Genomic DNA, 15084 nt, shown 5'->3' with positions numbered 1-15084 from the left:
GCCCCTGACTACCCTTGGGGGCATGGTCTGGATCTGGTTCCTCGTAGCCCTCGTGCTGCTCGCCGCGGCGCTCGTCCTGCTGCGCCTGGACGCCAAGCAGCGGGGAGGCGGCGCGGGTGGCGGCGCCCGTCGCGAGAGGCGGACGGCTGTCGACTCGCCGCCGGAGGGGGAGTCCCCGGACGACGACCACGGAGACCGCGACGACCGAGACGACGACGAGGTCCCGCTCCACGACTCGCCTGCGGATGAGGTGGGACAGGATCCCGGCTCGGCCGAGCGTGCGGGCGAGCCCCGTCTCGCGCCGTTCCAGCGGTCCGAGGCGTCCGACATCGAGCGCGAGGTGGCCGAGGGCGGCCCGGAGCCGGAGGTGGGCGCGCAGCCGGCGACGGGGGACGCGCCGCGCGATGTCGTGGAGACAACCGCGGCGGCGTATGGCGCCGACGGTTCGGACGCCGACGCCGAGGCAGGGCCGGACTCGGTGGCCGATTTCGGTGACCGCTCCGACGCGGACACGGACGCGGACACGGACGCGAGCGCGGACGCCGTCGCCACGACGGGCCCCGTCGCCGACGATGGCCCCGCCGAGCCCGCCCCGCTCGATCCGGCCGAGCCCACGACGGAGTCGTCGCCGCGGCTGCTGGACCGGGTCCGGGCACTGCTGCCGGCGCGTCGGCAGCGTACGTCCGCGCTCGAGCCGGTCGAGGAGTCGCCCGCCGATCCGCTGGCGGATTCGCCGGTCGTGCGCTGGCTGGAGGACCGGGAGTTCGCCCCGACCCCCACTCCGGCGCCGGAGTTCATGCACGGGGACTTCTCTGGTGGACTCAGCGCACTGGGCACCGTGTCCCACGGGATCTTCCGTGGTCGCCGGGCGATCATGGGCGTCACCGGCGGACGCACCGTCCTCGCGCTGCGCCGCGACACCGCCTCCGATGTGGTCCTCGACCTGAGCCGCCCGGACGTCGAGGCCGAGCCCGGCTTCCACGACGCCGGCGAGGTCGGCGCCCTGGAGGCCCGGACCTCGGACTACGGCCGTCTCGATCTCATCGACCGCGATCGGCTGGTCGACGCCGTTCGGGAGGTGCCCGCCGGGGTGCGTCGCATCTGGGCCGAGGGCGAGTGGGTGGCGGCGACGATAGACGGGGTCGACGACCCCTCCACCTGGGATGACGTGGTGATGGCACTGCACGGGGCTGCCGATGTGCTGGCTCCGTTCCCGCCGATCGGGGGGCGGGCCCGCGCGTTGCCCTCCGAGATCGATCCCGGAGCGCCCGGCGCGGCGGCGGGCCCCGAGGCCGACCCCACCGTCGGGATGGACGGCGAGGTCGGCACCGGCACGAACGGCGCCCCGGCGACGGCGGCGCTGCCCGACCCGGAGGACTTCGCCGTTGTCGACGACGAGGACACCGACACGGACACCGACACGGACACCGACACGGACACCGGCCGGGTCGCCGGCGTGGCCACCGCCGTCGCCCCTGAGGAGGGCACGTCGCCTCCGGCGCCCGAGCCCCGGCGGGCCGGTCACCTCCGCCTGGTCCCCGACCGCAGGGGGGCGCGCGACCTGACCGACGTGCCCGTCGTGGCCGACCGTGGGGACCCCGCCGACGACACCGCGGACGACACCGAGCACGGCGCTGCGGGCGACCAGGCCGCAGATGAACCCGTCACCGCTGTCGCCGCCGGGCCAGCACAGACCGCGGAACCCGCCGCCGAAGAACCCGACCCGTTCGCCGAGATCATGGAGCCGTCGGGGCCGGTCCCGGCCCGCGGCGACGTGGCGGCCGACCACCTGGCGCCGAGGCCCCCGCTGTCGCGTCCGACTCGCGGTGTCGGGCAGGCCTACCCCGAGGACGCGTCGGTCCCTCCGCTCGCCGCGGGCGCGGCGACCGGCGCCGCCGGCATCAAGCCGCTCGGCTCGGAGGACGACGAGGACGAGATCCGCGACGAGGTCGAGCGGTTCGACGCCGCCCGCATCGACGGTGGCTCCGACCTCGACCGCACGTCGGGTGGCCGGCACGGGGCCGACGCCGCCGAGGAGAGCCAGGAGGGCGAGTCGGGCCGGCTGACGGTCGCGGACCTCGCGGCCAAGGTGGGGGCGACGCCGTCGAGCGGGCGACGTCATCATCGGCGCGCGGAGCCGGACGCGGAGCCGGACGCGGAGCCGGACGCGGAGCCGGACGCGGAGCCGGACGCGGAGCCGAACGCGGAGTCTGATGAGCAGGCCGACGGGCGACCCAGCCACGAGGCCGGCGAGCAGGCGGACGGGCGACCCAGCCACGAGGCCGGCGAGCAGGCGGACGATGCCTCAGGCCGCGAGCGTCCCGGCATCGACCCGGACGTGGAGCAGACCGCGAAGCTTCGGCTCCCGCCCGACATCAGGGACTGACCCGACGCCGCAGCGGGTCGGGGCGTTCCGGGGGCGGACTAGAGTCGGGGGCAGCCGTTCCGCCCACCGTGTCACCACAAACCGTGTCACCACAAGCCGTGTCACCACACAACCGTGTCAATGAACACCGTGTCCCCGCGAGGAGTCCCATGACCGATCCCGTCACCGTCGACGCCCAGGCCCGCACGCGACTGTCCGAGCTGGTCGCCGAGCTGGCCGTCGTCCACGGTCGCGTCACGCTCTCCTCGGGGCGCGAGGCCGACTACTACGTCGACCTGCGCCGCGCCACGCTGCACCATGAGGCCTCGCCCTTGATCGGACGGCTGCTGCGCGAACTCACCGCGGACTGGGACTTCGACGCCGTCGGTGGATTGACGCTGGGCGCCGATCCGGTGGCCACGGCGATCATGCACGCGCCCGGCCGGCCGATCGACGCGTTCGTGGTGCGCAAGGAGGCCAAGAAGCACGGGATGCAGCGCCGCATCGAGGGCCCCGACATCGTCGGTCGCCGTGTCCTGGTCGTCGAGGACACCACCACCACCGGGAACTCGCCGCTCACGGCAGTGGCCGCCCTGCGCGAGGCGGGCGCCGAGGTCGTGGGCGTGGCCACCGTGGTGGACCGCGCGACCGGTGCCGACGACGTGATCCGGGCCGAGGGCGTGGAGTACCGCGCGTTGCTGGGTCTGACCGACCTGGGACTGGAGTGACCGGCATGGATACGACGACGACAACGACGACGACGAGGGCATTCCGCGATCGCCTGGTGCAGGCGCTGACGGAGCGGGTGGGCGCACTCGGCGACACGTCCCGCCCGGAGGGGCCCGCGTTCCTCGCGGCCGCGGTGGGGACGGAGATCGCCAAGGCCACCGGGGTCGGCGCGCTGGAGAAGCTGTGCAAGCCGGTGATCGTGCCGGCGGCGCTGGCGATCGCGCTGCGCGACGGTCGGCTCTCCGCGGTCGACACCGCGCTGCTGTCGGCCACCGGAGCGGCGTACACCGCCGGCGACGTGATCCTCATGCTCGGTGGCGGCCACGCGAGCCGGTCCAAGTCGAGGCTCGTCGCGGGTGCGGCGGCGTTCGGGGCGGGGCACCTGGCCCTGGGCGGACTCATGCTCCGGTCGGGGCTGCGGTTCAAGCCGGTGCAGTCCGCCGTGCACGGTGTCGTCGCCGGCGTCGCGGGCGCCGTGCTGCTCACAGAGGATCGCGCCAACGCCCCGCTCGCCGCGTACGGCGGGCTGCTCGCCACGCTGTCCGCGTTGGCCACGTCCGTCGACCGGTCGCACGGACCGGCGGCCTCGGTCCTGGCGGTCGCCGGGCCGGTCTTCCTGCTCAGCGACGCGTTAATCCTGGTCCGCCGCAAGACCGAGGGCGGGACCGCGCTCGCCCGGGCGCTGGACGTCGGAGTGATCGACACCTATGCCACCGCGGCGCTCCTGCTGCTCACCGGTACCGCCGCCGCGGCGCGTACCGCCGGGAGCGCGTCGTGACCGCCGCGGGCGCACAGGGTCCCGGCACGCCGTCCACCGGCACGGTCCGTACGGTCCTGGTCACCGGCGCTGGCCGCGGGATCGGCGAGGCCACCGCGCGCCGGTTCGCCGACGCCGGCTACCTCGTGGGCGCGTACGACCTCCAGCCCTGTGCGTGGGCCGAGGGAGACGAGCGGATCGTCACCGGTTCGCTCGACGTCACTGATCCCGCCGCGTGGGAGGCCGCTCTCACCGAGCTCGCCGCCCGTAGCGGTGGCGCGCTGGACGTGCTGGTCAACAACGCCGGCCTGCTCTACGGCACTCCGTTCATGGACGCGAGTTTCGAGCAGGACGCCGCGCTGGTGGACGTCAACGTCAAGGGGGTGCTCTACGGCTGTCGCGCCGCGTTCCCGTTCCTGGAGAAGTCCGCCACCCCGACCGTGGTGAACCTCTGCTCGGCGTCGGCGATCTACGGCCAGGCCGAGATGGCGACGTACTCGGCGACCAAGTTCGCGGTCCGCGGGATCACCGAGGCACTGGACCTGGAGTGGGCCCGCCACGGCATCCGGGTGTGCTCGGTGTGGCCGCTGTACGTGGGCACCGGAATGCTCGAGGGCGTGAACACCACCGGGATGCGCACGATGGGCGTGCGCCTCACGGAGGGCGACGTCGCCGGCGAGATCCTCGACCTGGCCGAGCAGACGGCGCGTGAGCCCTCCGGGGTGTTCGGCAGGATCCGCCGGGCGCTGGGCCGCGAGGTCCACCGGCCGGTCGGGAAGCAGGCCACCGCCATGTACCTGGCCTCGCAGGTCGCCCCCAGCCGACTCGTCAAGCTGTCCAATCAGCGCCTGACCTCGTGACGGCGGCGGGCCCGACCGAGTGGGGCGAGGGCGCGGTCGGCGTCGGCCCGTGGGAGACCGAGCATCCCGGGGAGCCGCGCCCGGCCGGCGACCGGTGGGATTCCGACCTCCTGGACGCAGGCGACCGTCGCAACGTTGTCGACCGCTACCGCTACTGGCGCCGCGAGGCGATCGTCGCCGACCTCGACACCCGTCGGCACCCCTTCCACGTGGCCATCGAGAACTTCGGCCACGACGCCAACATCGGCACCGTCGTGCGCACCGCCAACGCCTTCCTGGCCGCCGAGGTGCACATCGTGGGCCGCCGCCGCTGGAACCGACGCGGGGCCATGGTCACCGACCGCTACCAGCACCTGCGCCACCACGCCGACGTCGGCGCCCTCATGGAGTGGGCCCGCTCCGAGGGGCTGCCGGTCGTCGCCGTCGACAACCTCCCCGGTGCCGAGCCCCTCGAAACCGCGAGCCTGCCGCGCGACTGCGTCCTGCTCTTCGGACAGGAGGGGCCCGGGGTGAGCGAGGACGCGCGGCTGCGGGCCGCGAAGACCGTCTCGATCGCACAGTTCGGCTCGACCCGCTCGATCAACGCCGGCGTGGCCGCCGGGATCGCCATGCACGCCTGGATCCGCGAACACGCCGCCCCGGCCTGATCGCCATCTCGCCCGCCCACCGCGACGCCCGCCCGCCGTTTCCCGCGCCTATTGTTTTTCGATAGGTATAGGTCCATAGTCGGTGTATGAATATCGAGAAACGAGCGGTCCTGCCGTTGCGGGTGTGCCTGGTGGTGCTGTTCGCGATACTGGTCCTGCTGCAGACCATGTCCCTGCCCGGGCAGTTCGCGCACATGGCCGAGACGTCACCGGGCGACGCGCACCTGCGGTGGCTGCTGACGGCCGTATCGATCTACTGGGTGGTGTGCATCCAGGTCGTGGTGGTGGCCACCTGGAAGCTGCTCTCGATGGTCAGGGCCGACCGCATCTTCACGGACGGGTCCCTGGTCTGGGTCGATGTGATCCTGGGGGCGATCGTCGCCGCCTGGGCGATGCTCGTGGTGGTGCTCGTGCTGGTCGGCATCAACGCGACTGATCCCGGCCTGCCGCTACTGCTCTTCCTCGTCGTCGTCATCATCACGGTCGCCGCGCTGCTCATGGTCGTCATGCGCGCGCTCCTCCGGCAGGCGACCTCCCTGCGCTCCGAGATGGACACGGTGGTCTGATGCCGATCATCGTGCGGATCGACGTCGAACTCGCCAAGCGCAAGATGAGCGTCGGAGAGTTCGCGGAGCGGGTGGGATTGACGCCCGCCAATGTCTCGGTGCTGAAGAACGGTCGGGCCAAGGCCGTGCGGTTCAGCACGCTCGAGGCGATGTGCCGGGTGCTCGAATGCCAGCCCGGCGACCTGCTCGAATGGGTCGAGGAATGAAGCGCCGGGTGCACTTCCTGCTGGTCCTGGCCGCAGTGCTGGCCATAATCGCGCTGGGGGCGACGGCGGTCGTCCTCGGTGAGGCCGACGACTCCCCGGGTCTGCAGGGGATCGGGGTGCTCGTGGTGATCGGTGCCGCGGTCGTCGCGCTGCGCTGGCGCGGGCCGGGGGAGCGCGGACCGGACTAGGCGTCGGCGGCAGGAGGGCGCGCTACATGGCCGGTGCCGCGGGCCCGTTGCGGATCCGGTCGACGACCTTGGGGCCCGCGGTGATCGCCATCGGCAGCACCGAGACCAGCACGATGCCGATGAGGATCAGGTCGATGTGCTCCTTGATGAAGGTGAACTGGCCGAGCCACGCGCCCAGCGCGGTCACGCCCGCAGCCCACAGCAGGGCCCCGATCACGTTGAACGAGACGAAGACCCGGTAGCGCATCCCCGCCATGCCGGCGACCAGCGGCGCGTACGTCCGGACGATCGGGACGAAGCGGCAGAGGATGATCGTCGCCGGGCCCCACTTGTCGAAGAACTCGTGGGCCTCGTGGATGTAGGCCTGCTTGAAGAACCGCCCGTCCGGCCGCTCCCGCAGGTGATGTCCCCAGCGGTTGCCGATGAAGTACCCCACCTGGTCCCCGAGGAACGCCGCGATCGGCGCGGTCACCAGCACCACCCACAGTGGCGCGAACGGGCTGTCCTGCTGCGTGAGCAGGCCGGCCGTGAACAACAGTGAGTCGCCGGGGAGGAACGGGAACAACAGTCCGGACTCGATGAAGACCACGGCGAGCAGCGCGGGGAGGATGGCGTTGCCGAACGGTCCGTCGCCGGACAGCCAGAATTCGGGATCCATGAAGCCCGGGCCCAGGGCGAGGACCTGCTGTGCCTGTTCGGCCACGAGGTGCGTGTTCACCGGAGGATCATACTCCCGCGGACCCCGGGCCCGGCCGTGTCCGCGATCGACGTCACTCCGGGCGCTACGGTGTGGTCGTGGCCCCCACCGACCTGCCGGACACCCTCCGCCTCAGTCTCCTGGACAGGTCCCGGACCCGCGTCGGCGAGTCTCACGCCGCCGCGATCGAGGGCACCCTGGCCCGCGCGGAGCGGGCCGACGCCCTGGGCTTCCACCGCTACTGGACGGCCGAGCACCACGCGGTGCCCGGGATCGCGAGCGGGAGCCCGCCGCTGTTGATCGCGGCCACCGCCGCGCGCACCGACCGTATCCGCCTCGGATCCGGGGGCGTGATGCTGCCCAACCATCGACCGCTGATCGTCGCCGAGCAGTTCGCCATGCTCGAGGCGATGCACCCGGGCCGTATCGACCTCGGGGTGGGACGTTCGCTCGGGTTCACCGCACCGGTCCGTGCGGCGCTCGGCGTCGCCGAGTACGACACCGACGCGTTCGCCCGCGATATCACCGCGGTGCAGGACTTCCTCCACGGTCGGGGGCCCGTCACCGCGCTGCCGGTCGTCGAGGCCCCGCCCCCGTTGTTCGTGCTCGCGACCGGTCGGGGCCTGGAGGTCGCTGCACGGGCCGGACTGCCCGTCGTGCTCGGGGGACCGAGGCTGCTCGCCGACCCGTCGCCCCTGGATCGCTACCGCGAGATGTTCCGGCCGAGCGAGGCCACGCCGGAGCCCTATGTGGTGGTGAGCCTGGAGGTGATGGTCGCCGACTCGGTCGGGACCGCGCGACAGCTACTCCTCCCGGAGGCGTGGGCGATGGCGGAATCCCGGGAGACCGGGGTGTTCGGCCCGCTGCGGTCGCCGACGGAGATCCTGGACCGCAGGTTCCGTCCGCAGCAGCTGCGACGGGTCGAGGACTGGATGGCGGGGGCCGTCCAGGGGGACGCGGAGAAGGTCGCACGCGAACTCGCCGTGCTCGTCGAGCGGACCGGGGCCGACGAGATCATGGCGTCCACCTCCATTTTTGACCGCGACGACCTCGCCCGGGCCGACGCTGCGCTCGCCGAACTGCTCCCCGGCTGACCGGTACCGCACGGCTCGCGGGTGCGCGTCGTCACGCTCGCCTAGGCTGGAGGGTGTGCGCCCACCTCCACAGGGGTGCGGCGCCCCGAGATGCGCGCGTCGCACAGCCGAGAACCCTGGAGGAGACCACATGCCCATCGCAACTCCCGAACAGTACAAGGACATGCTCGACCGGGCCCGTAACGAGGGCTTCGCCTACCCGGCGATCAACTGCACGTCCTCGGAGACCATCAACGCGGCCATCAAGGGCTTCGCCGATGCCGGGTCCGATGGCATCATCCAGTTCTCCACCGGCGGTTCCGAGTTCGGCTCCGGCCTTAACGTCAAGGACATGGTCACCGGCGCGGTCGCGCTCGCCGAGTTCGCGCACGTGGTGGCGGCGAAGTACGACGTCCTCGTCGCGCTGCACACCGACCACTGCCCCGAGGACAAGCTCGACGGCTTCGTGCGGCCGCTCATCGAGATCTCGCAGGAGCGCGTCGACCGCGGCGAGAACCCGCTCTTCCAGTCCCACATGTGGGACGGTTCGGCCACCCCGCTCGACCGTAACCTGGAGATCGCCAAGGAGCTGCTCGAGAAGACGGCAAACGCCAAGCAGATCCTCGAGATCGAGATCGGCGTCGTCGGCGGCGAGGAGGACGGCGTCGAGAACGAGATCAACGAGAAGCTCTACACCTCCCGTGAGGACTTCGAGGCCACCATCGACGCCCTCGGCGCCGGCAACACCGGGCAGCGCTACCTGCTGGCCGCGACCTTCGGCAACGTCCACGGCGTGTACAAGCCGGGCAACGTCAAGCTCAAGCCCGAGGTGCTGAAGATGGGCCAGGACGTCGCGGTCGAGAAGCTGGGCCTCAACGCCGGTGACCTGCCGTTCGACTTCGTCTTCCACGGCGGCTCGGGTTCGGCTAAGAGCGAGATCGAGGAGGCGCTGTCCTACGGCGTCATCAAGATGAACGTCGACACCGACACCCAGTACGCGTTCACCCGGCCGATCGCCGCGCACATGTTCGGCAACTACGACGGCGTCCTCAAGGTCGACGGCGAGGTCGGCAACAAGAAGGTCTACGACCCGCGTTCCTACCTGAAGAAGGCCGAGCAGGCCATGTCCGAGCGCGTCGTCGAGGCGTGCAACGACCTGAAGTCGGCCGGCAAGTCCAAGGGTGCCGCTGCTTGAGTGAAAGCGGCTTGAGTGAACGCTGCTTGATCGATCACGGCCTGATCGGCCTGCCTGACCGGTCGTATCTCATCGCGGCCTGACACCGCCCCATCAGCGGCGCTCCTCCACCCGGAGGGGCGCCGCTGTCGTGTGTGGACCTCTCGCCGCCGAATCGAACCCTTGTGCTACGCGGAGGGTGCCGGTAAGATCGCTTGTATGTTCGAGTCGGGTGCGACGCTGAAGGGGGTGCGGTGGTGAGCGAGGAAACGGGGACGACGACGAGGTCGGCTTTCGCCGGGGCGCTCCGCGCGGTGCCGGAGTCCCTCGACACCCTGGGCACCGAGGCCCTGAGCGAGGTGGCGCGCTCGGCGACGCTGGCGCAGAACCTGGCGGCGGCGACCCGGCTGCAGGCGGCCCACCTGTTGGTCCAGGCGATGGGGAGTGTCGACAGGGGCTCCCCGGGGCCGGCGGATGCGCCGCCCTTCGGGGACTCGCGTCCCGCCTACTCCCGACTCGAACCCACTGACCGTGCGCGCGACCACCTGGCCGCGGCCATGTCGCTGACCGGGTGGCATGCCTCACGCCTGGTCACGGCCGGCGTGCAGGTCCACACGCGTCTGCCGCGTCTCCGCAAGGCCATCGAACGCGGACTGTTCCCCGAACAGTTGGCGATCGACGCCGCCTGCCGTCTGGCAGAGGTGCCCGACACGATCATCGGTGCGGTGGAATCCGACGTCGTCGGCGCCCTGAGCCGAGACCTCGACGGGGGCCACCGGCCCAGTCGCTCGGCCCTGGACACGGCGGTCGACGCGTCCCGGGAGCGTCATGACCCGCAGGCCGCCGGCGACGCCGTGGACGCCGCCGTCGACCAGCGGACGGTTCGGTTCCGCCCGGCCCGCGACGGCATGACCAGCATGTGGGCCTCGCTGCCCAGCGGGGATGCAGAGAAGCTCCGCCGCCGGATCGACTCCGCCGCCCGCGCTGCCTCGGAGTCGGGCCACCCCCGCACGCGCGACCAACTGCGCGCCGACGCCCTGTGCGCACTCGGGGACCCCACGACCAACGACATCGGCACGAGCCTGTACGACGCGGAAGAGTCGGCGGGCGCGGGCGATGCCGCTACCGGCACCCGCGCCGACGCCGCCGACAGGCCCCCGCTGGGAGCGTCGTGGGGCACCGAGCAGCCCATCCGGATCTCGATCATCGACAGCGTCGCCCAGGGCCTGCCCAACCGCGTGCAGTTCGTGAACGGCGCCTACTCGAGCTTCGACTGGCTGTGCGAGGAACTCCTGTCCGGCGGGGACTCCAGGGTCCGGTTCGAACTGCTCGACCCGCAACCGGGTGTTCAGGACACACCGGACGCGGTGCTGAAGTACTTCATCACCCCGGCGCTGGCCGAGCGAATCCGGCTCCGCGACGGCACGTGCCGCCACCCGGGGTGTACGGTCGACGCCCATGACTGTGAGATCGACCATGTCATCGCCTTCGATCATCAGCGACCTGAACTGGGCGGACCCACCGCCGAGTGGAACCTCGTGTGCCTGTGTCGCAAGCACCATCGGGAGAAGACCTTCGGGCACTGTGCCTACCGGCCCGGACCGCTCGGCGAACTGACCATCATCACCGAGACCGGTCACGAACACCGCACCACACCACACGGGCCGCTGGCCCAGGCGCGCGACCGGATTCTCGACCACCGATGGCGACAACACGTCGACCGTCTCATCGCCGACGACGGCCACCTCACCAATCCGCCCGGCATCGAGCGGGACTACCGCACCGGCCGAGACGGTTCCCGGCCAGCCTGACTGCCAGCGGCAGACCCGGCCCGCCTGACCGTTGGCGGGTCGGGTCGCCCTCGACGGGTCGGGTCAGCCCGGCTGCTGGTCCTGCGGGACCGCGCCCATTCCGACTCCGGGCTGGCACATCTTCCAGGCGCCGTCCTCGTCGCGCATGTGAATCTGCTCCGGGCCCGTCCCGTCGGACGCCGACTCCACGGTCGCGGTCGCCTCGGCGCCGTTGTCACTGATCTCCACCCCGAGCACCTCGAGATCCTGGGGGAACGAACCCGCGATCGACTCGCGGAACATCGAGTCGAGGTCCGAGCCCGTCGCCTCGCTCGACGCGGTGATGGTGTCGACGAGCTCCTGCGGGACGCGGTTCTCCGCGCACATGTGCCCGTTGAACTCGGCGAACGACTCCGCCGAACTCATGCTCTCCAGCGTCTGCTCGACGTCCCGCTCGGCCCGCGCGGACGACGACAGCGGGCCCGCGAGGAAGAGCCAGACGAGCGCGGCGATCACGAGGAGCGCCACGACCACGGCCGCCGTGACGGCCACGCCGCCCCGCCCGCCGCGACCGCCTTGCCGGCCGCTGCCCGGACGTGCCCCACCCTCCGGGCCCCCGCCCGGCTGTCCCGCGGGGTTCGGCTCCCCGGCGGCCGGCTGCTGGCTCGTCGTCGTCATCTACTACTCCCGGTGCGCGTCGCCGGCCCCGGACGGGCCGCGTCGACCCGCCACCGTAGCGGACCGACCTGTGATTCCGGGGGTGCAGGGGCGCCGACCGCACCGGCGCGGACTCCGCTCCCGCCAGGCCACGGGCATTACACATGAGATAGCCAGTTAGCCTTCAGGTATGCCCAGGCTCCGTCTCAGCTCTGTCCGTGTCCTCACCGGCGGCATGGCCGTCTCGGCGCTCCTGCTGTCCGGCATCGGCCCGGCCCACGCTGACCCCGGCGACTGGAGCCAGTACCGCGCGACCCCCACCAACAACACCCACGTCGTCACCGGCGGGGCCCAGATCTTCTCCGGCACCATCCCCACCGCGAACGAGGTGCGGGCGACCCCGGTGGTGGCCGACGGCAAGGTGTTCGTCGGCAGTCACGGCTCCGGGGAGTTGCAGGCGTTCGACCTGGCGACGGGCGAATTGCTGTGGCAGGCGCAGGCGCCGAACTGGGTGCATTCGGAGATGATCCATTCTGACGGGCGGCTGTTCGTGGGATTCGGCAACCGCTTCTTCCAGGACGGGCCGGGCGGCTACCGCGGCACCGGGGAGTCCGGTGTCCTGAGTCTGGACCCGGACACCGGTGCGATCCTGTGGCGCCACGACACCGCCGGCGAGGTCATGCCGACACCCGCCGTGACGGGCGGAGCGGTGTGGGCGGTCACCGGCGATCGGCGCCTGTACAAGCTCGACCCGGCGACCGGGGAGGCGCTCGAGGTGGTGGAGACCGGCCACGTGGTGAGCATGTCCTCGCCGTCGGAACAGGGCGGGGTGCTGTACTTCGGCGGCGGCGCGCCCCGGCCCTACACGTTCTTCGCCTACGACACCGCGGCCGGCGAGTTCGCCTGGCAGCGGGAGTTCCCCGAGTTCACCCACGGCCTCGACGACGTCCCGCCGGCCGTCGACGAGGGGATCGTCGTCACCACGGCCAACCGCGCCCTGCTGCCCGGGATCGCCGGCGCGCGCGAGGAGCACACGATCATCGCGATGGACCAGCAGTCCGGCGAGGTGGTGTGGCGGGACGTGATCGGCGACGGGCCCGCCCCGACCAACAACCGGTCCGGTGCGCCGACCATCCACGACGGCACCGTCTTCGTGGGCAGTCCCACCACGGGCGCCGCCTATGCGTATGACCTGCACTCCGGCGAGCGACTGTGGCGTAACCCTGTCGGCGCGATCAAGGGTGCCCCGGTGATCCACGCGGGTGGTGCCTACTTCTCGACCACCGCCGGGAACGTGTACCGCCTCGACGTCCGCACCGGCGCGATCACCGGCGTACTCGAGCTGGAGGGGCCGTTGGCCCCGGCCGGGCCGATCCTCGTCGACGACACCCTGGTGGTCCCCAGTCAGAGCCGGAACGTCTACTTCGTCCCGCTCGAGGAGTTCCCCGACTCCCGCGCCACGGGCGGCGCGACCGCGAGCCTCGGCGACCCGGCGTCACCGTGGGGGAGCGCCGCGGGGTCCGCGGCGTCCGCGGCGGGATCGCTCGGCACGGACGCGGGATCGCTCGACCCCGCGTACTGACGGGCGCCGGGGCCGGCCCCTGTCTCGCCCCACCGGCCCCCGGCTCGCCCCACTGGCCCCCGGGCCCACCCGACCTGCCGGGTCAGGGGAGCGGGCCCGCGGGCTCCAGGCGGTCGGTGCCGTGCCGGGTCCGCCAGCTCGCCATCGGGTAGGCGCCACTGTTCGGGTCCTCGCGGGCCACGAGCGCCCAGTAGTCGGCGTGGGCGTAGTCGCTGGTGAACTCGACCACCGTGAAGCCGTGGCGATCGAGATCGGCCCAGCGGACGTGCCGGTTCGCGGCGGTCAGCGCGCCCTGGGCGGCCTGCGAGAGCGGGTTGCCCTCGGGTAGTCCGCCCACCATGTCGTTGATGTTGTTGCTCGTGATGGACGGGGTGACGAACTCGACCGCCCCGGTGCCGGCCCCGGGGTAGTCCGCCGGGTCGAACGGCACCTCGTTGGCCCAGGACGTGTGGATGTCGCCGGTGAGGAAGACGTGGTTGCGGTTGCCGGTGGCGCGGATGGCCTCGAACAGGCGGCGGCGCTCACCGGCGTACCCGTCCCACTGGTCCGAGTTGTAGGTGATGCCCTCCCGCGGGACCCCCAGGAGTTCGGTGAGCGCGCCGGTCGTGCGTGCGTCCAACGGCGGGATGAGCACGGGCGAGACCATGACCGAGTTGCCGATGACGTTCCAGCGGGCGGTCGACGACCGCAGCCCGCGGGCCAGCCAGTCGAACTGCTCGGCGCCGGTCATCGTGTTGGTCTGGTCGATCGCCAGGCCGTTGAACCGATCGGGGCTCTCGGAACGGTACGAGCGCAGGTCCAGCATGCTGATCTCGGTCAACGACCCCCAGCGCAGGCGCCGGTAGAGGTGCCCGCCGTCGCGCAGCGACTCCGGCCGGACCGGCATCCACTCGAAGTACGCCTGCGAGGACGCGGCCTTGCGGTCGGAGAACGGGCCCTCGTGCGGCTGGTGGTTCTCGGCGCCGTGCTCCCACGAGTCGTTGGCCAGCTCGTGGTCGTCCCACGTGCAGATCCAGGGGACGTGCGCGTGCAGGGACTGCAGGTCGGGATCGGTGTGGTACTGCGCCAGCCGGATCCGGTAGTCGGCCAGGGTGACGATCTCGTGCGGTGGTTCGTGCGGGCGGATCGCCCCGATGGCGGCGGTGTACTCGCCGCGGCCGTACTCGTAGATGTAGTCACCGAGTTCGATGATCGCGTCCAGGTCGCCGCGCGCCTCGAGGTGCCGGTAGCCGGAGAAGAAGCCGGCCTCCCAGTTGGAACACGACACCACGCCGACGCGCCAGCGGCCGGTGGCGGGCATGGCGCCGTCGGCGGGCGCGGTGCGGGTGCGCCCGGTCCGTGAGACCTGACCGAGCGCGCGGAAGCGGTAGTGGTACCAGCGGTCCGGCGCCAGTCCGGTGCAGTCGAGCTTGACCGTGTGGTCGCGGCCGGCGTCGGTGACGACGGACCCCGTGCGGACGAGGGAGGTGAACCCCGGGTCGGTGGCGACCTCCCAGGCGACGACGACGGGGTCACCGATCCCGGAACCGGGGCTCGCCTGCGGGGTGGGCGTCACGCGCGTCCACAGGATGACGCGGTCCGCCATGGGGTCGCCCGAGGCGACGCCGTGCCGGAAGACGGCTCCGGCCGGGGCCCCGCCACCTCCCGTGCCTCCGGCAGCCGCGGCCCCGGCGGCCGCGGTGCGTCCGGCCAGGGCACCGGTCCCGACGGCGGCACCGGCCAGCGCTCCGGCCCGGAGGAGGGAGCGCCTGCCGATGCCACCGGTGGGGTGGGAATCGGCGATGCGGGCGGTT

General features: G+C 72.1%; 15 protein-coding genes. 12 read left to right on the top strand and 3 right to left on the bottom strand.

Annotated elements, in window-relative coordinates; translation table 11 throughout:
• Positions 1-22: 22 nt before the first annotated feature.
• The 8 genes from OVA21_RS13595 to OVA21_RS13560 all read left to right on the top strand — a co-directional run bounded on the left by OVA21_RS13595 (position 23) and on the right by OVA21_RS13560 (position 6318).
• The gene (locus tag OVA21_RS13595) at positions 23-2386 is read left to right on the top strand and encodes a hypothetical protein (protein ID WP_268092608.1); all 2364 of its coding nucleotides are present in this window, start codon (positions 23-25) and stop codon (positions 2384-2386) included.
• A gap of 149 nt (positions 2387-2535) precedes the next feature.
• Complete coding sequence (pyrE, locus tag OVA21_RS13590) at positions 2536-3093, top strand: orotate phosphoribosyltransferase (RefSeq protein ID WP_132062441.1); 558 nt, start codon at positions 2536-2538, stop codon at positions 3091-3093.
• Positions 3094-3098: 5 nt separating this feature from the next.
• Positions 3099-3872: a lysoplasmalogenase family protein gene (locus OVA21_RS13585; protein WP_268092607.1), complete on the top strand. Its 774-nt coding sequence runs from the start codon at positions 3099-3101 to the stop codon at positions 3870-3872.
• Entirely contained in the window at positions 3869-4711 is an 843-nt protein-coding gene (locus OVA21_RS13580) for an SDR family oxidoreductase (protein ID WP_067719420.1), read from the top strand. The genes OVA21_RS13585 and OVA21_RS13580 overlap by 4 nt, the downstream gene beginning before the upstream one ends.
• Positions 4708-5358: a TrmH family RNA methyltransferase gene (locus OVA21_RS13575; RefSeq protein WP_067719417.1), complete on the top strand. Its 651-nt coding sequence runs from the start codon at positions 4708-4710 to the stop codon at positions 5356-5358. Before OVA21_RS13580 ends, OVA21_RS13575 begins: the two co-directional genes overlap by 4 nt.
• 86 nt (positions 5359-5444) lie before the next feature.
• The gene (locus OVA21_RS13570; RefSeq protein ID WP_159148994.1) at positions 5445-5924 is read left to right on the top strand and encodes a DUF2975 domain-containing protein; all 480 of its coding nucleotides are present in this window, start codon (positions 5445-5447) and stop codon (positions 5922-5924) included.
• On the top strand, positions 5924-6130 hold the full coding sequence (locus OVA21_RS13565) for a helix-turn-helix domain-containing protein (protein WP_067719412.1): 207 nt from the start codon (positions 5924-5926) through the stop codon (positions 6128-6130). The genes OVA21_RS13570 and OVA21_RS13565 overlap by 1 nt, the downstream gene beginning before the upstream one ends.
• Positions 6127-6318 carry a hypothetical protein gene (locus tag OVA21_RS13560; protein WP_194307473.1) on the top strand — a complete coding sequence of 64 codons (192 nt, stop codon included), beginning with the start codon at positions 6127-6129 and terminating at the stop codon, positions 6316-6318. Before OVA21_RS13565 ends, OVA21_RS13560 begins: the two co-directional genes overlap by 4 nt.
• Positions 6319-6340: 22 nt before the next feature.
• On the opposite strand, the gene OVA21_RS13555 is transcribed toward OVA21_RS13560, so the two are convergent.
• Entirely contained in the window at positions 6341-6976 is a 636-nt protein-coding gene (locus OVA21_RS13555; RefSeq protein ID WP_082924096.1) for a DedA family protein, read from the bottom strand.
• A gap of 137 nt (positions 6977-7113) precedes the next feature.
• On the opposite strand from OVA21_RS13555, the gene OVA21_RS13550 reads away from it, so the two are divergent.
• The 3 genes from OVA21_RS13550 to OVA21_RS13540 all read left to right on the top strand — a co-directional run bounded on the left by OVA21_RS13550 (position 7114) and on the right by OVA21_RS13540 (position 11073).
• Complete coding sequence (locus OVA21_RS13550) at positions 7114-8109, top strand: MsnO8 family LLM class oxidoreductase (protein ID WP_268092606.1); 996 nt, start codon at positions 7114-7116, stop codon at positions 8107-8109.
• Positions 8110-8239: 130 nt separating this feature from the next.
• Positions 8240-9283 (top strand): class II fructose-bisphosphate aldolase, encoded by a 1044-nt coding sequence (gene fbaA, locus OVA21_RS13545; protein ID WP_067719407.1) that lies wholly within the window; start codon positions 8240-8242, stop codon positions 9281-9283.
• A 236-nt stretch (positions 9284-9519) separates the two neighbouring features.
• Entirely contained in the window at positions 9520-11073 is a 1554-nt protein-coding gene (locus tag OVA21_RS13540; RefSeq protein ID WP_227022147.1) for an HNH endonuclease signature motif containing protein, read from the top strand.
• A gap of 63 nt (positions 11074-11136) precedes the next feature.
• On the opposite strand, the gene OVA21_RS13535 is transcribed toward OVA21_RS13540, so the two are convergent.
• Positions 11137-11730: an Rv0361 family membrane protein gene (locus tag OVA21_RS13535; RefSeq protein ID WP_268092605.1), complete on the bottom strand. Its 594-nt coding sequence runs from the start codon at positions 11728-11730 to the stop codon at positions 11137-11139.
• Between the two features lie 169 nt (positions 11731-11899).
• Here OVA21_RS13535 and OVA21_RS13530 point away from each other — a divergent pair, with 169 nt between their 5' ends.
• A complete protein-coding gene (locus OVA21_RS13530; protein ID WP_268092604.1) occupies positions 11900-13291 on the top strand; it encodes an outer membrane protein assembly factor BamB family protein in 1392 nt (463 codons plus the stop codon).
• A gap of 82 nt (positions 13292-13373) precedes the next feature.
• On the opposite strand, the gene OVA21_RS13525 is transcribed toward OVA21_RS13530, so the two are convergent.
• Entirely contained in the window at positions 13374-15074 is a 1701-nt protein-coding gene (locus tag OVA21_RS13525) for an alkaline phosphatase D family protein (protein WP_442778955.1), read from the bottom strand.
• Between the last annotated feature and the right edge of the window lie 10 nt (positions 15075-15084).

The organism is Dietzia sp. SL131 (assembly GCF_026672565.1).
In the GTDB taxonomy this organism is placed as follows: Bacteria; Actinomycetota; Actinomycetes; order Mycobacteriales; family Mycobacteriaceae; genus Dietzia; species Dietzia kunjamensis.
The sequence above is the reverse complement of the archived record's forward strand: the minus strand, read 5'-3'. Positions and strand labels throughout refer to the sequence as shown.